The 20,083-nt window shown below is 36.4% G+C and carries 14 protein-coding genes and 1 pseudogene; 5 read left to right on the top strand and 10 right to left on the bottom strand.

The annotated features are described in order from the left end of the window. Window positions 1–418 precede the first annotated feature (418 nt). Window positions 419–1,744: pseudogene (locus QNJ50_RS13690) on the bottom strand (alpha-amylase); the annotation flags it as partial. 26 nt (window positions 1,745–1,770) lie between these two features. After that, window positions 1,771–3,078, bottom strand: coding sequence for an IS4 family transposase (locus QNJ50_RS13685; protein WP_300636057.1), 1,308 nt, complete (start codon window positions 3,076–3,078; stop codon window positions 1,771–1,773). 364 nt (window positions 3,079–3,442) lie between these two features. Between QNJ50_RS13685 and QNJ50_RS13680 the strand changes: the two genes are divergently transcribed. From QNJ50_RS13680 to QNJ50_RS13670, 3 genes are all read left to right on the top strand, one after another. After that, window positions 3,443–5,881: a DUF4350 domain-containing protein gene (locus QNJ50_RS13680; protein WP_300636053.1), complete on the top strand. Its 2,439-nt coding sequence runs from the start codon at window positions 3,443–3,445 to the stop codon at window positions 5,879–5,881. 4 nt (window positions 5,882–5,885) lie between these two features. Continuing rightward, window positions 5,886–6,119 carry a hypothetical protein gene (locus QNJ50_RS13675; RefSeq protein WP_300636050.1) on the top strand — a complete coding sequence of 78 codons (234 nt, stop codon included), beginning with the start codon at window positions 5,886–5,888 and terminating at the stop codon, window positions 6,117–6,119. 72 nt (window positions 6,120–6,191) lie between these two features. After that, on the top strand, window positions 6,192–6,668 hold the full coding sequence (locus tag QNJ50_RS13670; protein ID WP_300636048.1) for a hypothetical protein: 477 nt from the start codon (window positions 6,192–6,194) through the stop codon (window positions 6,666–6,668). Between the two features lie 34 nt (window positions 6,669–6,702). Here QNJ50_RS13670 and QNJ50_RS13665 read toward each other — a convergent pair whose 3' ends face one another. From QNJ50_RS13665 to QNJ50_RS13630, 8 genes are all read right to left on the bottom strand, one after another. Continuing rightward, the gene (locus QNJ50_RS13665) at window positions 6,703–8,091 is read right to left on the bottom strand and encodes a CHAT domain-containing protein (protein WP_300636046.1); all 1,389 of its coding nucleotides are present in this window, start codon (window positions 8,089–8,091) and stop codon (window positions 6,703–6,705) included. A gap of 109 nt (window positions 8,092–8,200) precedes the next feature. Further along, complete coding sequence (locus tag QNJ50_RS13660) at window positions 8,201–9,106, bottom strand: hypothetical protein (RefSeq protein WP_300636044.1); 906 nt, start codon at window positions 9,104–9,106, stop codon at window positions 8,201–8,203. 518 nt (window positions 9,107–9,624) lie between these two features. Further along, window positions 9,625–10,521, bottom strand: coding sequence for a cation diffusion facilitator family transporter (locus QNJ50_RS13655; RefSeq protein ID WP_300636042.1), 897 nt, complete (start codon window positions 10,519–10,521; stop codon window positions 9,625–9,627). A gap of 908 nt (window positions 10,522–11,429) precedes the next feature. After that, a complete protein-coding gene (locus QNJ50_RS13650) occupies window positions 11,430–12,854 on the bottom strand; it encodes an amidase (RefSeq protein WP_300636040.1) in 1,425 nt (474 codons plus the stop codon). Window positions 12,855–13,505: 651 nt separating this feature from the next. Next, window positions 13,506–14,333 (bottom strand): type I methionyl aminopeptidase, encoded by an 828-nt coding sequence (gene map, locus QNJ50_RS13645; RefSeq protein ID WP_300636038.1) that lies wholly within the window; start codon window positions 14,331–14,333, stop codon window positions 13,506–13,508. Between the two features lie 298 nt (window positions 14,334–14,631). Further along, window positions 14,632–17,316 (bottom strand): pitrilysin family protein, encoded by a 2,685-nt coding sequence (locus tag QNJ50_RS13640; protein ID WP_300636036.1) that lies wholly within the window; start codon window positions 17,314–17,316, stop codon window positions 14,632–14,634. A gap of 376 nt (window positions 17,317–17,692) precedes the next feature. After that, window positions 17,693–18,130, bottom strand: coding sequence for a VOC family protein (locus QNJ50_RS13635; RefSeq protein WP_300636034.1), 438 nt, complete (start codon window positions 18,128–18,130; stop codon window positions 17,693–17,695). A gap of 56 nt (window positions 18,131–18,186) precedes the next feature. Then, a complete protein-coding gene (locus QNJ50_RS13630) occupies window positions 18,187–18,696 on the bottom strand; it encodes a TIGR02652 family protein (RefSeq protein WP_300636032.1) in 510 nt (169 codons plus the stop codon). A gap of 299 nt (window positions 18,697–18,995) precedes the next feature. Between QNJ50_RS13630 and QNJ50_RS13625 the strand changes: the two genes are divergently transcribed. After that, window positions 18,996–19,529, top strand: coding sequence for a gamma carbonic anhydrase family protein (locus QNJ50_RS13625; protein WP_300636030.1), 534 nt, complete (start codon window positions 18,996–18,998; stop codon window positions 19,527–19,529). Window positions 19,530–19,737: 208 nt separating this feature from the next. Beyond that, the gene (locus QNJ50_RS13620) at window positions 19,738–19,863 is read left to right on the top strand and encodes a photosystem II protein Y (RefSeq protein ID WP_027842249.1); all 126 of its coding nucleotides are present in this window, start codon (window positions 19,738–19,740) and stop codon (window positions 19,861–19,863) included. Window positions 19,864–20,083 lie beyond the last annotated feature (220 nt).

Raw genomic sequence — 20,083 nt, 5'->3', positions numbered from 1 at the left:
GTTTTGACGACCGTAACCCAATATTAGTATATGCTGTTTATGCCACAGAAACTGATTGTCCAGATGGTGAAACACCCAATTAGTGGATGTTATTAACTACGGAAGTTGTCGCAGATATCCACACAGCTTCTATGATTTTACGCTGGTATTCTTAACGCTCTTCCATCACTCTCGCCAAAACATATTCTGAAATCCTTACAGTACAAGGCTTTACACAATAATCAATGTTTCAAGCTTTGTGTGAGAAATTAAATTCCAAATCCCTAACAGTAATTAAAGATAGGTGTCAATAACAGGAGATTTTATGCGGCTTTGCCCGCAAAGAAATCAAAATGAGTAGGAGTTTGTTGTTGGAGGTCGTCCTCTTCAAATTTAGATATTGCATCATTACTTGTTTAGGACTACCCAAAAAATAACATCACTCCTGCAACCAAACAGAGACAGATCCTCCTTTACAAGGGAAATTAGCCCAGCCATCAGCATTTGTATAGATCTTTCCTGGAATATGCTCAGTGATATCGTAAAAAGCTTTGTTGGCTCGGAACATATTCATCCACTTATTACCATCTGCTCCATTGGTCATAACTACAGCCATAGCTCCCGGATGTTCTCTATTGCCTAATCGAGTCCAACCAATTGTGTTGGGGTGATCGAAGTAATCGTGCTGGTCTCCGTATCCATATGCTCTGCGAGCCCACAAAAACTTATCGATTAGAAAGCGATGCGAATAGAGAATAACGTCATAGCCGCCCCGACAATTTAAGTATTTAGTTCCGTAATAATCAGCGTAAAAGATACAGGGATATCCTTCCCGTCGCAGAAGAATAAAAGCATATGCTAAAGGTTTAAACCAGGGCTCAACAGGAGATTCTAAGGATTGACAGGGTTGTGTGTCGTGGTTTTCTACAAATGTCACGGCAAGAGCAGGTTGCTCTTTCACTAATGTATGATCGAGCATCGTACGCATATCAAAACTACTACCATTTCTGCTGGCATCATGAAATTTCATATGTAGAGGAACATCAAAGAGCGATATAACTCCTTCGGTCTGAACAATATAGTTATGTAGAGGTTCTGTATCATACCAAGACCAATATTCGGCAAAACTGAAAAGATTTCGTCCGCTAAAATGAACTCGCAAATGATTAATCCAGTCTTTAAAAAAGCTTGAACGAACATGCTTAACTGCATCAATACGAAAACCATTAACATTAGTTTCATCAACGAACCAACGACCCCAATACCGTAACTCACCAATAACTAATGATTCCCGCGTGTCAATGTCATTCCCTAGCAAATAATCGTAATTACCTTTTTCAGAACTAACTCCTGTTTCAAAACCTTTATCTTTTAAACGATATAGTTTGTTAGTATTTTTCGTGATGGCATTGTAAGAAAGAGAATCAAAACACCACCAATTCCACTTCATGCTTGAATATTTATCTCCACGACCTGGAAAAGTAAATTTTGTATATCCTGCAATTTCGTACCAATCACTTAGTATTTTATTTCGGTCATTCCAATCAACTTCTTGAGCACGAAATTTTTCTATTTCATCTCCACCATCTTTATGATTAAGAACTACATCACCGTAAACTTCCATCCCCTGCTTCTGAACAGCTTGAATAGCATCTGTTAATTCTTTTTTTGTCCCGTATTTTGTTCTGATCGTGTTTTTTTGCTCGAATTCGCCCAAATCAAATAAATCGTAAACTCCATATCCCACATCATAAACACCAGCAGAGCCTTTGTATGCTCATCGGTGAGAACTTAAGCTGAAGAGCAAGATGTCAAGGGGTTTTGGAAGAAAAAGTTCTCTTGCCCTCTTTGTCGGTCAGGGAAGGGAGCAATAATCAATTTTTTGTTGGGTTTTCTTTTACGCTTAACAATGCCCAGAACCTGATTATTAGGGTCAGAAAAATATCGAACAGGGTCAGTAGCTTTACCTTTGTTATAAGCAACATTAAAATGATACAAACCCCGGTAAATCATCTCTAAAGAAATCTGCTCAAAGGGTAAAGAAAGTTCTTCAGCAACAGCATCGCCTAAATCAACTAATACAGCATAAAATAACCAAGTCCCCCAAATCTGTAATTGAATACCATTAATTGAACCCGTCCATAAATAACTCAAATCAAGTAACCGTTTAACTGTATTAAAAGCTTGTTCAATACGCCAACGTCGTCGGTATAAATCTGCGACAACATAAGGGGGTAAAATAGTAGGGTCAAGCACTGAAGTCAAATAGGAATGCCATTGTTTTTTTGAGTGAATTTCGACTAATCGTAAGGTTAAAATTGGTGTATTATTTTTGCCACAACCCAGAATAATCAATCTATCGCGCAAAGCATAACTATTACTAAATACTTCTTTAACTTGAAAAGATGCGCCTTTTTTAATTCGAGTAATAAAGTCAACTTTTTTCTCAATTAATTGTTGCCAAAAATGGAAGTGGTAGAATCCTCTATCTAGTAAAAGTAAAGTATTTGCTGAAACTAAATTTAAGATATCTGGCTCAAATTTCACATCTGACCTAGAAGCCTTTGTCGTTAACCAGATTTCTACAGGAAGACGAGTAGCTAAATCAATCACAGTTACTATTTTCCCCGCTAATGTCCCTGGTGGAATATCTTCCAGACTTTTCAGTTTTCTAAACAATGCTTCCAACGTGGAACCATCTACAATCCATATTTTTTTAAAGCGAGAAAGAGCGAAATTTACACTATCTGGTAGAGGACGTTTTTGACGAGAATTCCACTGTTGTTGTAGGTGAGGTAATAATTCTTTAAATACTTTTTCAAATAAAATAGCCGGAAAAGTTAAAAATCTTTTAGAAAGAGCTTTCTGAGTAACTTTGGTCGCTTCTACCCATAAAAAACCTTCATTATGTAACAGACGAGTTAATTCTTGAACACCTGGAACGTTACGCCATAAAAGAGTTAACACTGCCGCCAGCATTAAAGGCAAGTTGAGAATACGATTCCTCATTCCCAACTGTCGATACAGGGCTTGTTGATTAAAAATTGCTGGGCTTAGCAATGCTTGTAGATGAGATACCATTGCTTCGCTCTCAATCAGTGGATGATGTTTTTTCTTGCCATGATCTCTGTTGGTTTTCTTGCTACTCATTGCTTGGGAATAAGTCATACACCAAGCTCAAATCTATCATGTATCAGCTTTTTAGCTGTTTATTATCTTTTGTAAATTACATCTTGACTTTTGGCATTCTTCTTTAAGTTCTCACCAATCATATTAATGTGACACGTTTTGTTCAGAAAATTTCCACAGAATGAAATCAAATAGCAGGTTTTAATCTGCTTTTTCCATGATGTACTTATCAATTTAGAAAAGACTTGCTAATCTCAAAAATTTACCAGGTTAAGTGTTTCAGATGAAACTTAAGAGAATAGAATAAAAGCTGGTTGATGCACTTTAAATTCCAGTGATAAAAGTTCTATTTGATGAATCTCATGGGGAGATATCCTGCTCACAGTTGCAGGAAGATAATACTTCACAAGAAGCATGGACAGTCCTGTGCAGTCATGTAAAACAGTTATTTGGTGATGATGCGATCGCCTTTCAAAATGAATCACTGACTCATCAAGTACTTCAGGGCTATCAATTACTAATTATGGCTGCTCCTACATCTGCTTTAACACCAGAGGAAGTAAAAGCAATAGTCAGTTTTGTAAGACAAGGAAATTCACTGCTGGTCGCAAGTGACCAAAACTCACTAGTGGGTAACAACATAAATGCAGTGCTGGAATCTTTGGGATTACGCTTTGAGGAGCTATTAAACTATCCTCCAGAAGAAGTATTCAACTTATTACCGCATTATATTAGTTCTGAAGTATCTCAATTAAAGATTAAAGAACCTGTTTATCTCAAAACATTACCCAATTGTCCTTATCCAGTTGATATCATAGCAACTTTGCCTGATACTGGTAAAACTTTGCTCGCTGCAGTGGAGGTACCTGGTAGTAATAAATCAGGTCGAGTAGTTGTTTTAGGAAATAATTTAATCTTTAGTGATAAATACATTAATATTTGTAATAATCTAAAACTAGCATCTAATATCCTTTGTTGGCTAGCCGATCAAAATTCATTGGACTGTCGTGATGCTCATATTGCGACAGAGATAATTTACAAAGAAAATGCAAAATTTTCAATTGTTATTACAAACCCAAAATCGCAACGTTTAGAAAATCTAACTTGTGTCTTGGAAGCTGATACGGATGTTCTAATTCAAGAACCACGCAAAAAAGTTCGTTTTCTTCCTAGTAACGGTCAAACTCTATTGCAATGGACTATTATCCCTCAGCATGTAGGACAGCAAACTCTCAGATTAACTATAGACATTGCCGAACCTGGTAATTCAGAAACTAGTAAAATTTCATCCTTGTTTTTCGCTCCAGTTGCTCAGTTCCAGTGTTTACCAGATGCAGAATTTGACCTTGTATTCCTCAACCCTCAAGGAAAAGCTCAAGAAATTGTCACAACAGGAATCCCTTTTGAAGTACAAGCACTCACTCGCTGGAACAATCATGCAAAAGCTGTTACCTTGAAAATGGAGCTAGAGTGCCCGCTAACACATATTAAGGTAGAACAGATATCAACACAACGATGGTATTTGACAGTCTTAGATCCAGGAGATTGGTTAATCACTCTCCATATCAGCGATATCAACAAAAAAATTACTCGCTTGGTTCACGCTTATCCATCTGCAAAAATTCAAACCGAAAAAATTCAACGCGATGTAGTGAAACCCTTAGCAGCAGAAATTCATTATCAAGTATCTCAAATACGCCAAGAGTTTAATAGCGAGATAATACAACAGATTCCCTTTCTATTATTGACTCCCGAAGAACAAGTCAATCGCCTTTATAACTACAGCACCAAAGAGCAACTCCTAGAAACTCTACAAGCAGCTAGAAATGAAACTAAGCGTTTTTCACCCGTAGTTGAAACATTACTACAGTTGATTGCACCTACTTACTCCCCCTTACATGGATGTTGTATTCCCTACGATCCAAAATTAGCAGCCCATCTCGTCAAGGAACATCCATTCTTTGAGCAACAGTTAGCGTACAATTTTCAGTGTATAGATGGAAATGAACATTACGGTCAAGCATGGTTAGAAGGTAATATTGCAGCCTTACTTCTACATGAAAAGTACGGTCATGGATTTTTCTACAATCACACAAAAGTAGGACAGCAACTAACAATTTTATACCGTCATGGATTGCTTCGCAAAGTGGATAGCGAAGGTTTGAAATCTCCTTACCCCCGACTTCTGTATCAGGAATACAAATCAGTAATTGAAACTCTGCACCACAGCTGTATCATCCTGAATGAAGGATTTGCCACCTGGTTGGAGTTAAACATACTACCTCGTCTCAAGGGGAGTTTTAGTCAAACAGTTTATCGGCGTAAAGACTTCTTGTTTAACTACGACGAGCATTTAACATTTCTTCAAAAAAGTAGCGAATACTTTCAATGTTTTGAACCTTTCTATCCTTCAAGATATCAGGAAGGATACGAATACTTAGAAGAGATTCAAACAATCTTTGGTACAGAATGCGGCTCTAAGTGCGTAGTTCAGGCTGTAATTAAAGCAGCAGATGTAGATTTTGGTATTATTGAACACAGTGGAAGGCTCGAATTGCTCCTATCTTCTGGTAAAATTAAGGAAGGTTTGTTGAACGAAGATGACGATAATAATATTACCTCACCCACCGAACGTCTAAGAAGCATTTGGAAGTTACTGAGGAAACACGTTAATGAAATTCGTGCCGAGCAACAACGCTTGCAATGTCATCGTCATTGTTTACACCCTGAATGTCCAGTAAATTTGATGATTAGCAAATACTTGGAGTGGTAAAAATATGGACTGGTCTGAAGAGGAAAAAAATATATTAGATAAACTACCTATAACAAAAAGGCGTGAGTTGGAAGCATATTTAGAAGGAATCAAATACCCACCAAAACGTTTGGATACTGGTGGTATTGCATTTAGTAATGGTGAGCAAAAATCTAGAGACCAACCTCCCACAGGTTTTGGTAGATACCAACCAGAAGTAGAAGAATTGATAAAAAAACGTAAATATCCCAGAGATTAAGATTGTATTCCATACTCGAAGTTAAAATTTTTAATTGATATAGTTTATTCCTGGTTAAGAGGTGCTGCTATTTTGAGTAGTAACCAAGAGTTTTTTATTAAAATTCCAAACGATATCATTGGCAAAGCCTGGTTAGCAACTTTAGACGATTCTGGAGGCTATGTACTGTCGCTCAAGCCTATTGAGCAGAATAGTTTATCGCCTGTGTTACCAACACAACAACAAGAAGAACAACACGCAGTACCAGAAACAAATTCGCAAAATATCACCTTTCCAGAAAACTCACAAGAACAAAAAACGAGCCGATTCCTGAGAAAGAAAGAATTACTCGATGATTTTAAGAAATATTTTAAGAAATATCCTCAAAAACTTCCATCCTTTGTAGCTTTCATGAAAGAACGTGGCATCAAAAATGTAAAATACGGAGAATTGAGCGCAGTTAACTCAAGAAATGATAAAATTAGAAATATCATAGATTCTTTTTCAGAAGATTTAAAAGAACTCCGTAGGTTGCAAGAACTTTTGAAAGAGTTCAAAGACTCTAATTAATGAAATTCATATATTCAACTAACAAAAATTTTAATTATTTATTTTGAGTAAAAGCATCAGGTTTGAATTCCTTAATTCCTCCGATTAACCTTTCAAGCTCATTAGATTCTTTCAACTGATCAATTAATGCTTTTATCTTCGCTTGTGGGGTTTTGCCATTAAGTTCCTGATAATTGATATCCAGACAAAAAATAAGGTCTTTTAGCTCTTCTGAGTTAAAAAGAATGTTAATAGCTTCCTCTAATTTGTCTGTAGAACTTCTTAAAACCTCAATATCAAATTTCTTAGGTTTGGGTCGTGGCATAATACGGCCATCACGCGCACTCATATACAAAACAGGAGTTCCAAAATTTCGATTAGAATAAAATTCTAAGTGAGAAGCCTTATCGCGGTTAGAAGGGTCATCGCGTACAATTTTTCCGCGACCTTGCTGCATCGCAGCATCAACTGACTCACCCTTTGCTAATGCTTCATAAAATGCTTCACTAAACAATGAAGCAACTACGTTATTTACTGGATATTGCATGGCGATAACAGCTGGAATTTCATTGCGAGTTAATTGTGGAGCTAAACCCGCATAGTTTGCAGTAAAATCGACTTCACCACCCTGACACGCTTGAAGTATAACTAAACGGGGCTTAAAATTACGAAAAAATTCTCCAAACGTATTATCATCAATCCACTCTGCCTTTTTATTAGTGTCAACAAGAGCGATTGATCCTACTTGTTCTTGCGAATCAAATTCTCCATGTCCAATATAGTGAAAAATGTGAGGTTTAATATCATTTATTTTTCCCTGAACTTCTTCTATTTTTTTATTTTCCAATATTTCCAAGTACACTAAATAATTATTTCTAAGATTATTAATTGTTTCTATAGTCAGGTGTGGTAATACTTTATCCCTATCTTCTGGTTCAGAGGTGACAACTAAAATTTTTAACGAATCTCCTGTAATATTAAGATCAACTCGTTCTAATTCACTGGGAATGTAGCGAGATATAACTAGATTTGGTTCATCAGCAAGAAAACGACCTTTTATAGTTTCACTATTGGGATAATAAAGAAATTCCCAAGGTATACCAGCTAACTCATTAACTTCTGGACGGAAAGTTAGTTGAAGTCTGTATCGATTAGGATTTTCGGTTCTCTTAGATTCTCGAATGTCTTTGAGAATATTCTTAAAGGCATCGTCAACACCGTCATTGAATAAGCATCGATACAAAAGTGTGCCAAATTCTTCAAAAGCTTTACGGCTCTTTAGCTGATTTGCACGCAGTAAGTTTTCAAATCTAGCAATTTCTCTACACCTAGGAGCTAGGTCTAACTTTCCTGAAAATTCAGCACCTGTATCTTTGTTGCGAAAACGAACTGTGTCATAACTTTCCACTATTATTTCGCACTCAATATATTTATCACTGCTCATTTTTAATTAATCATTTCCATTGTTGACATCTACGTTATTTTTTATATTTTGAAGGTGGCTTGTATCGCCTACCCTCAATAATCAGAATTAATTATTTCAAGATAAATTATTATAAATTAGGACTTATATCCCATGTTGTAATATCTTTAATGGGAGCACCTTTTTCATAGAAAGTTCTGCCTTTGTTAGAAAGAAAACGCATTAAATCGCCTAAATTTCCCATCACGGTAGTCCAGAAATTGGGACGATGGTAAGCTTGAAGTGCAGCATCAATCTTAACTTGCTGGACTGATTTTGGTATCTGTAGGATTACCATCAAATTGGGTTTGTCTTCTTGAAAGAATTCTGCACCATTAATACGCCAAAATACTTGGGAATCACCGGGATCAGTATGGTCTATTTGGTCTGCCTTTAAGGAACAAGGAGAAAACTCTGAAATTAGTCCAAAATTACTTCCTAGCTTCGCTTTTGCACCAGCATTAGTCGTAACTTGTGCTTCTCCAGCTTGTAGATTTAACTGTCCAGTATTAGCTTCAAATTCCATATTTCCTCCTATGCTTATTTCTATATTGCCGTTGGCTTTAAATAGTTGTTGAAATTTGCGTTCTGGAAAGATGCTATGCACTTTGGGTTGCAAGTGTGCCTCTGAAAATTCTGAACTAAATTCAACTAGACACTCCAGTTTGTTGAAATACCAATTAGAGGATGGAAATAAAGTGATAGGAAGCTTAATCCAATAAAATTTGTGATCTTGGCTGATTTCTTGGGATTTTTTGGGTGCAGTTCTGCCAGAATTTATAGAGTAGCTTTCGGAAAGTTTTTCAATTGTAGGATACTTAGCAAATTCCGCTATTTCTTGATTGAGTTTGGCGAAAAGACGTGAAGCTGGATTATTATCAGGAGTTTGACATTGACTGTCATCGCCTAACTCGGAATATAAAGCATTCAATTCCTCCAAGAACTGCAAACGTTCTGTTCCATTAAAATCAAATTCGAAGTCCGTGGGGGTATTCATAGAACCTCTATTGAAAATGAAAAATTAAAGTACTAGTAGAAAAAATTCCAGAGTAACTCAGGACTTACGCAACGATAGCGCAGCGTGTCCGTAGGACATAGATTTGTCATTGCGACCGGAACGCAGTGTAGGGAAGCAATCTCAGAGTTTTTGGCGATTACTGAGGACGCGCTTTGCGTTCAGCTTTGCTGCGCTCTAACGCTGTCGCTCGTAATGACGGAAATACGTTCATTTTGCGTAAGTCCTATAACTATTTACTATATTTTTACTAATACTTACCAACAAATTTAAGTATACTACTTGACTAATCTCTCGTATAAATTTTTTCTCTTTGTTTAATAAATTTTCTATTTATTTGAACTTTAGACTAAGACGGCTTAATGTTAGCATCACGAAAATTGCCCTGATTAACTAGTCATACCCTCAATCAGTAGCATTTAAAACTGCCAAAAGTATATCGTGTCGTTAATTAGAGTAGTATTGGTATGCAAACACTTATTTTTTAGTATAAAGTTCAGTTACAAATCACCAAAAGTAATATTGTTCGTTTTATAGCTTTGTGGTTCAACGTGAATTAAAATTCGTACTGGTCGAAAACGTTCTTCCAAAAGGGATTCAACTTCTTCTGTTACGCGATGTGCTGTCTCTACATCTTTTGCATCCACAATTAAATGCATTTCAATAAATGTTTGACGACCAAGCACTCCACGAGAAGCAATATCGTGACAATTGATGACTCCAGGAACAGAAAGGACTATGGCGTAAATATCTTCTGGTGCGATCGCCATTTCATCTGCTAACCAAGGCAAATTATCTTTTAAAACCGACCAAGCACTGTAGAAAACTAATATCGCTACAGGAAAAGCTAAAACTATATCTAACCATTGATAACCCAACCAAACGCCAATTAAACCAGCAATAACTGTAATTGTTACCCAAATATCACTCATTGTGTGCTTGGCATCTGCAATTAAAATTGGACTACCAACTCGTTTCCCAACATTACGTTCGTAAAATGCCACAAAGATGTTAATTCCTAATACAATTAGTAAAATCCATAATTGTGCTGGTGATATATTAACCGGCTGACTACCATGAATAATTCTGTCAATCGCACCTTGAATAATTTCAAAACAAACTATTCCTAAAAAACCAGCTATCCCTAATGCACCTAATGCTTCAAATTTTTGATGCCCGTAAGGATACTTGCGATCTGGTAAAGGTGAAGAAAAATGACTGGCAACTAGCCCTAAAATATTGTTGGCACTATCTGTGACACTATGCAATGCATCAGCAATTAAACTCAGAGAACCAGTTATTAGACCAACTCCGAACTTTAAGAACATCACAAATAAGTTGAGTATCAGAGTAATTATTAAAATTTTTTGAACTGTAGGGCGATTATCGTAATTCATGAAGTATTTTTTATTTTTAATAATTAGTATCTTGCACAGTTACTATCAGTGCCAAGGATAGAATTCTTGGCAATTTTTTATTAAAAGGACAAAATAAATATTGTTTATGTGAGTGAATATTTTCAGAGTTCGCAAGAAAGTTAAAGTTAATAATTAATTTCTTGGGTTAATGATTTTATTTGTCAATTAGAACAAAAATAAGAAGTCTTAATAAGCTATTTTTGATTACGAAAGCAATCATTGAATCTCAAATTTGAATTGTTCAGAAAGAGAATTTGATATAATTATGATTTATCAAATATTATCACTAATACTAAGTTATAATTGTTGTTTGACACTAACTTTTACTATTTGATACATAATCGCATTTTCATTACATTTATTGTATAAAATAAAGTTTATAATTATTGTTCTGCAATGATTAAAGCTTAAGCAATGATATATCAAACTATGTAATAGGTTTAGGAAATTGGTAAATCTTGTTTGTCCAACGGAAACGCTATCCTAACGTCGTAGACGCGCTAAAATCTATGATTTGTAAACTTTTTACTTGCACTTAGGGCTATAAGTATTAGTATCAATAACCGATCCTAGGTTATTTTATGTCCTAAAATGACCTATTATAACGTTGCTTAATCAAGGGATGATTGTGACCCCCTTAACGTGTACTGTTGAATGTGCTTCTAATTTTAATCGTACTTGTAACTATATTTATATATAAACTTGGTATCAAGAGAAACAAGATATTTATCATATCAATGGTAATTTAGAAGAGCGAATGTTGAAGGAACAGCCACCAAGCACATCCATTTAGACAATCGCTTTCCATAATTTTCCTCATAACGACATTAGGCAGACTTGTTGTCTGCCTGTTTACTTGTATATTCGATAATTGTTTGCAATATTAATCACTTCACAATCGTTTGGCTATCACTTGCACATAGTTTTGGGCGACGTTTGAGCCAAGGGTTAACCATTTCAAGTTGTGTAGCAAGAGTAATCAAAGTAGTTTCTGCAGCAGGTTTTCCTATTAATTGGACTCCGATAGGTAAACCATTACTGTCAAGATCGACAGGAAGTGCGATCGCTGGTTGACCTGTAGCATTGGCTGGAGGACAGGGAGCCACCCAATTAACAATTTTCTCAAATGTTTCTTCTGGGCTTAAATCAGACCACTCGCCCACACGAATGGGAGAATGTCTATAAATTGGTAATACTAAAACATCTACTGTATCGAAAAAGCTAATTATTTTACGTGCAGCAATTTGCATCTGGAATACTGCATTAAGATATTCAGTTGCAGAATAATTCTGCTGAAACAACCACTGATTCATTGGTTGTAAAATTTTTACTGGAATGTCCGAAGCAGCAGTTCCACTTTGCCAAATAATTTGAAAGGGTTGAACTAGCTCGCTAAAATCAGGACATTTTTCTTCTACTATATGACCTAGTTCTTCTAAGAATTTAACTGTTCGCAAAACCCCCAGTTCGCAATTAGCATCAACTTTGCCAAAGGGAGGTACATTTGTTGCAAAAGCGACTTTGAGTTGAACTGGTTGTACCTGAGTTGCTGCTAAAAATGATGATTCTGGTTCGGGTAACCAATATGGATCGCCATTGACATATCCGGACATTACATCTAGCAGCGCAGCTGCATCAGCGACAGTTCTTGCTAGTGGTCCATTTGTTGCAACACCACAAAAGCGATCGCCTCCTGGAGCATTAGATACACGACCTCGGGAAGGTTTAATTCCCACTATTCCACAACAAGCTGCTGGTCCCCGTATCGAACCACCACCATCAGAACCATGGGCGAAGGGAGCTAATCCCGCAGCTACTGCTGCTGCTGCACCTCCACTAGAACCACCAGGGGTATATTCTAAATTCCATGGATTTCTTGCTGGAGGAAAACCTGTTGATTCAGTATAAGGAAACGAACCTAACTCTGAGGTTGCAGTTTTCCCGATGGGAATCATTCCAGCTTCTTTGATTTTAATAACGACAGCATCATCATATGTAGGAATATTATTTTGCTGTAATACTGCATTACCGAAACTACAGGAAACACCTGCAAGAGGATTTAGGTCTTTGATGGGAATGGGTAGACCAAACAATAGGGGTAAATCTTTTTTATCTCTTAATAAATCTGTTTTGATTTTGGCTGTTTTAATTGCTTGTTCAGCCATTACTGTTACATAGCTTCCTAATGTTGGATTTAAAAGCTGGATACGTTCTACATATATTTCCGTTAATTCCAGTGGCGAAATTTCCCCAGAATGGATTAATTTTGCTAACTCCAATGCTGGAGTAAAAACTAAATCAACTTGATTCATTGACTAAATTACCTAATAAACAAAGAACCCCAACCATCTAGAACTTTAATTCAGTAGTTAAGGACAATCATCAATTGAGGGAGAGGGAAGTCTAGAGGGTGTGGGGAAGAATAAGTAAGTTATGAGCTTTCTTTTTAACTTCTCTTTTTTCCCTTTATTCCCACACCCCTCACCTAAACAGAATTTTGGTATTACTGAATCATTGTTCCAGAGAGGGGAATCTTATTCGCAACTATTTAGGATTCTCTACAGAATAAAAATCCCTTAACATATAAGCTTATAAGTATTTGTAGATGCACAATATTCTACAACCGAAAGACAAAACTTGGTCGTATTTAGGATTTATTAATCATATTCAGCCGTAATTTTAGCTTGATTTAAATAAATGTGCCTAGGGTTACATAGGGTACACATTCTTATTCTTCACTAAGATTATGTATTTGCGATCGCTAGTGGTCTGTCCCATTAAATATGACAGGTTGGTTTGTCCACAAAACCATCAAAATCCTGAGATTAAAGTGCTAAAGCACTACTACAAACCTTACCTTAATGAGCAAAATTAGTATGGCGGACTACTAGGAAAAACAAATAAGGCGAGCACTGTTGCTCGCCTGGCAAAAATTAATTAATTTTGAGTAAATTTCTTTAATTCTAAATTTTTGTTCTATCTGTCAAAATTTCGTAGCCAGTTTGTGTAACTAAAATAGTATGCTCAAACTGTGCTGAAAGAGATTTATCCACAGTAACTGCTGTCCAGCGATCAGATAAAGTACGTGTATGTTTTGAACCAGCATTAACAATTGGTTCAATAGCTAGTGTCATCCCTGCACGCAACTTAACATTAGGCATTTCGCGGGTGCGGAAATTAAACACTGAAGGTTCTTCATGTAAATTTCTACCTACACCATGTCCAGTAAAATCTTCTACTACTGCAAAGCCATTACCTTTGACATGATCTTCAATTGCACCAGCAATATCCATTAAATAATTTCCAGCTTTAACTTGCTCAATACCTTTATACAGGGCTTCTTCAGCAACCCGAATCAATTTTGCTGCATCCGGAGTTACTTCTTCAACAGCAATGGTAATACAGGAATCGCCATGAAAGCCTTGGAAAAAAGCACCTGTATCAACTTTTAAAACATCCCCAGACCGAATTACTTTTTTGGCGCTGGGGATACCATGTACAACTTCATTATTAATACTGGAACAAATGGAAGCGGGGAATCCATGATAACCTTTGAAACTAGGCGTAGCACCCATTTCTCGGATACGTTTTTCCGCATGAGCATCCAAATCAGCGGTTGTCATTCCTGGCTTTACCAACTCAGAAATCTCTTTGAGTACAGTTGCGACAATTTTCGCTGACTGCCGCATAATTTCAATTTCTCGTGGTGATTTAATTTCTATTCCTCGACGTTGGCGCTTGGGACGGCTATCTTGAGTCGGTTGAGAAAGCAGGTTGCTAAGAATGTTCATGGGGAAACTAATAATTAATTACGCTTTGCAGCTAGGTTTTTCAGTAATTCTTCTGCGAAGAATGAAGCAACAATATCTATATTTAAGTTAACTTATTTTATGATTTGCTTGAAGCTGTAATACCAAGTGCTAATGCCCTAATTTTGCCATGGTGAAATGAATTTTGCCAGAACACTGGTGATAAATGATTCTAGTATGTAGTCAACGACCCAAGTCTAAAGACACTGGGCTTCTAGCTTAAAACTCAAATGAGTAATGTTAGCTATTTTGCAAAGTAGTGTAGCCAGAGGTTAGAAAATCAATCTTCAATGATTTCTGCTCCAGCAGTGACTATAACAATTTTATCTGGCTGAATTAAGTTTCGTGCTGCCTGATTTACTTCAGTCAGATTGACAGCGTTAATTTTTTCGATGTAATTGCGCAGTTCTTCTTTGTCTAAACCGTATATTTCATTTTTGAGTATTCTATGGACTAATTCTTCTGGGTTAGCCAGGGAAACATTATAGTTACCGATCGAATTACGTTTTGCTGTTTCTAGCTCTTTTTGTGTTACGCCTTTTTGGTGAATTTCTTTGAGAACTTGAAGACTTTTTGCAATTGCATCTTTAACATTTTCTGGATTAGTTTGCATTTCGATCAAAAAAGTCCCAAAGTTTTTCCTCGCCAAAAAGCTACTATAAATTCCATAAGTTAGACCTTGGCGATCACGAATTTCTGTTCCTAATCTACTTGATAGGGTATCACCACCCAAAATTTGATTCAAAACTATTGCGGCGTAATATTGAGGGTCTTGACGCTTGATAGTTGTATTACCAATATATGTAATGGATTGGCTTTTACCAGGAACTACAGGATTTAAATAAATAATTTTCTGTGGGGCTGAAATATCTGGATATTCTACCTTCGGAGCTTCACCTTCGGCTTTCCAATCACCAAGTGTAGAAACAATTAGCGATCGCATTTCCTCGGGTACAAACTTTCCCACCACCACTAATATTGTTCGGTCTGGACGATAGTGTTTTTGCTTAAATTCAATTACATCTTTTTGTTGAATTTGTTGCAAACTTTTTATTGTTGGAAAAGCATGTAGTGGGTGTTCCTTAGGGTAAATGGCTTGAATAAAAGTTTTCTTTGCTACTTCAGTTGGCTCATCGCATTCTTGCTTTAAGCCAACCAAGACTTGTTGACAACTGATTTGCAACTCTTTTTGGGGAAAAATTGGATTTTGAAGTATGTCCCCTAGGGTTTTTAATAGTATATCTGAGTCAGTAGCTAAGCTATCACCTTGAATTTGCACTCCTTCACGGAAAGCTTGAAAATCAAGACTAGCACCGTTATCATCTAGTATTTTGGCAATAGTTAAAGCGTCCTTTGTTTTTGTTCCATTAACTAGATTTTCTGCAACTAAGGATGCTAAACCTGACATATTTTCTGGATCGAATTCCGAACCAGCCTTGATATATCCTGCAAGGGTAATAGTTGGAGTACTATCATCAGCCAAAAGCAAGACTTTCAAACCATTTCTTAAGGTAAATTCTTGTGGTAATCGATCGGTGAGGGGAATATTTACCCCATTTAACGGAGGTAAATACTTGACGACATCTGCAAATTCGACAACTTTTTGTTTAGAAAATTGCTCCGTAAGTTTTATTGATTTATGAGTATTATGTTTCCCTGTATTTTTATTTTGTAGTTGTGTTTGAGTTGGTTCAAAAAAACCTACAGTTCTTTGTTTTTTCTGGAAATATTTTTGTGCTACTAGCTGTACATCAGCAGGTGTTACTCGCTTAATTGCTTCCAGATAATAATCCATATAATTGTAATCGCCAGCAACTATCTCATCATTAGCTAGTTGCATTGCTTGGGAAGTAATATCACGGTTATCTAAAATTATTGCTGCTTCTAATTGTGCTTTAGCTCGTTTGAGTTCTTGTGGAGTTGCTTCTCGATCTGCTAATTCGGCTATTGTATCAGTTAATAAAAAATCGATTTTACTCAAATCTTGTTCGGGATCTGCTGTGATTAATAATTCATACCAACCTGTATCGATTAAATTAACTACAGTACTTTCTAAATCTGTAGCAATCCCGGTTTCAATTAATGTTTGCTCTAAACGTGAGTTTCGACCCTCAGTCAAAATATAATCAAAAACATCCAAAACTGGCACATCTGGATGATTAATATCTACTAAAGGATAAACAACTTTTAATAATCCAGTTGCTCCAGATTCACGTAATAGGATTTTATTTGGTTGCGATTCATTACTCTTAGAAATTAAATCCTCAGAACTATCTGCAGAATCTTCTTTATTTCCTAGGTTATTATTGCAATAATATTGATTTATAGACTGAGGAATTTTACCGTATATTTCGCTAATGCAATTAAGAGTTTTAGGGGTATCAAAATCTCCTGCGATGACCAAAACTGCATTATTGGGAGTATAGTATCGGTGATAATAATCTTGTATTTGTTCAATAGTAAATTTTTCTACGTCGGTTTCAGTTCCACCCACCGGTAACCCATAGGGATGATTGGGGAATGCTTGCTGCATTACTGAACGCTCAAGACGATACTCCGGATCGTTTTCATAGCCTTGCAACTCAGAAATAACAACTTTTTTTTCACTCGCTAGAGATTCTTCACTCATGAGTGCATTTTGCATTCTATCTGCTTCCAGAATTAACAGGGCTTCTAACTTATCCCGTTCTGCTGTGCTGTAATATGCCGTTATGTCGTAACTAGTAAATGCGTTTGAGTCACTACCTAAAGCACTAAATAATTTCCCAAACTGAATTGGACGATTTTTAGTACCTTTAAACATCATGTGTTCTAACTGATGTGTAATTCCACTTGCACCAGGTTCTTCATTACGGGAACCGACTTTGTACCAAATTTGCACAGTTACGACTGGCGCAGTATGTACTTCTTTTGTTAGAACAGTAAGACCATTATCTAATACTGTTTTTTTGACCTTTTCTGTCACTGATGATAATGAAGTTTTTTGAAACTATAAGATTTTGATTTTTTTGAATATTTAGCTTGGAAATATTTAGCTTTAAAATATTCAATCTTGGAAAATCTAATTCTATAACATTTAATTGGCTTGGCAATTGCTCATGAGTTGTTAGATCGCAAAAAAATTATATAAACCGTAGTGATACAGGAAAAACTACAAATATATAAATTCCAATAATGGGAAAAAATTAAATTACTTTCGAGCTAACGCTGCATGGTTTTATATACTCTAAGTTTTGATTATTGATTGATTTTGATTCTTGAACGATAGTAATTGCACTACCTTCATGCTTTATTAGGTAGCACTTTAAATCAAAACTTAGATTTGCTGTCTTACTTTTAAATCATTTTTTCAGTAATCTGATGAATTCCAATGGTAACCCATCAGCATCAGCAATAAAAGCTACTTCATAGATACAACTACCAATTTGCTGCTGTGTTGGTTCTAAAAGTACAACTAAAGGTTTTAATAATTGAGAATTTTTCTCTACACCTTTCGCAAAACATTCTTTTAAATCATTCAACCAGCTAGGTAGGTCGGGAAAGCTTTGGGTAAGGTCGAAAGATAGATGATAGTAGCCGACATAATGCTCGTCTCCAAATGCATCTGCTGGTGGTTTAGGGTTGGGAATTTCAATTAACTCTAGTCTGCTATCGAGTCCTTCGAGCCAACAAGCAAGGGTATAGCCCGTACTGAAGCGTTCGCAGACTTCAAACCCTAATTGTTCGTAAAAGGCGATCGCTTTATAAATGTTAGCCGTCTTAATAGAAGCGTGATGCATTATCTAAACTAAAATTTACTATCTTAACTTATTGCCCCCATTCATCATTATTAAAACTAGTCAAACAACTTGAAGTAAGGGTAACGTACTGGCACACCTGGTTCCTTCTCCAAGTCAAAATTTATCACATTCCAACGTGGTTCTTCTTGGGGATCGGGACTAAAATCAACTGGTAAGCCATACAGTCGCCCTGAAGTAATCTCTGATTGTCCCGAGCGCCAAGGGCTACTGCGCTCCAAATAGCCACTCATCAGTTCCTGGTATCGAGTAGCAATAATTACCTTTGTAGCCCTGTACCCTTGGGTATAAAGTTTATCTAGAGCTTCATGAATTTCAAACCGAATACCATCAGGATGGGTATGTTGTCGAAACCATTTAGAATTCCATCTTCGCCAGTGACGACCTGACTGCAGATGAATCAATTCTTTAGTTTCTGGGTTTGCTTCAAAAGCTCCGTGACGAGGACACAAATAAGTATCAGTAAGTGTCAATGCCGGGATGGCTTGATGACAGTGGGGACACTTGATTTCGGGACCGAATATTGGATACTGTAAACCTGGTTTCATTGTGAAGTGGGTAAAAATATATTCATTTTCTATACAGAATCTCGGTTTAAAATGATACTCTTACTTGGAATCGAAGAGATACTTAGTTAACGACTATTTTGAGAATCAAGAATTTTAGAATCACTAATTTTAGAATCATTCTAACTTTAGAATCATTAATTTTAAAATCACTATTTTGATATTTTAATTGGATTCAAATTGGATTCAAATATAACGCTATGATACCCTTTTAAAGTCTACCAGCCTTATTATGGTTGGAATTCTTTCAGTATTTCTGAGTACCTTAATTCTATTCTATCGTGTCTCTTCCTTCCTACTGGTTTTCTCCTGACATTTCTCAAGCAACCTTTGTCGCTAAAAACGCAGTTGTTGTTGGTTCGGTGAAAATTGCATCCGGGGCTAGCATTTGGTATGGAGCAACTATCCGAGGAGATGTTGAAATTATTGAAGTTGGTGAATTTACTAATATTCAAGATGGTGCAATATTACATGGAGATCCTGGGAAACCAACTATCTTAGAAGATTACGTCACTGTTGGACATCGCGCTGTCATACACTCTGCTCACATCGAACGCGGTAGCCTGATAGGAATTGGAGCTATAGTTCTTGATGGAGTACGAGTAGGTACTGGTAGCATTATTGGCGCAGGTGCTGTGGTAACAAAAAATGTGCCACCTTACTCATTAGTTGTTGGCGTTCCTGGAAAAGTTGTACGACAAGTTTCTTCTACTGAAGCTGCTGACTTAATCGAGCACGCAGAAAAATATCAAAAACTAGCCTTAGTACATGCTGGTAAAGGTACGGATCTTGGTTTTACAAGGAATGGGGATTAGGGACTGGCGACTGGGGATTAAGAATTGGCAAACAGGCAGGATCAAAGCGATTAATAATGTATAACTGGATCCTTTTGTTATAAAATCATATTGGGTATTGTAAATAATCTTAACATTTTGCTATGGAAAAAGTACTCAGTTAGGCTAACAATAAGATGAAGCTCGATCGCAATACTTGAATGTCGCTTAATAAGAGGAAGTAATAGATATGGATCTTGATTTTCGCGTAGCGGTGGTTTTAGCACCAATTGTGATTGCCGCTGGTTGGGCAGTTTTTAATATTGGTAAAGCTGCACTCGTACAAATTCAAACTTTTTTAAATAGAGAAGCTTAAATTCATTTTTTAAAAAACAAGCTTGAACCCGCTTGGGTTTTATCGACTGTATCTCTATCTAAAGAACAGTCGATTTTATTTTTATCGGGGTTTGGGTATTTGGTAATTGGTAATTGGTAATTGGTAATTGGTAATTGGTAATGGATTAGATGTAATTCACTGTTTTGCTATATATAAATAGGACTTACACATCGTATAAATTTACTACTCTAAATGAACG

This window comes from Mastigocoleus sp. MO_188.B34, assembly GCF_030065675.1.
GTDB lineage: Bacteria > Cyanobacteriota > Cyanobacteriia > Cyanobacteriales > Nostocaceae > Mastigocoleus.
Note: the sequence above shows the minus strand (reverse complement) of the source record. Positions and strands in the feature narration are given on the sequence as shown.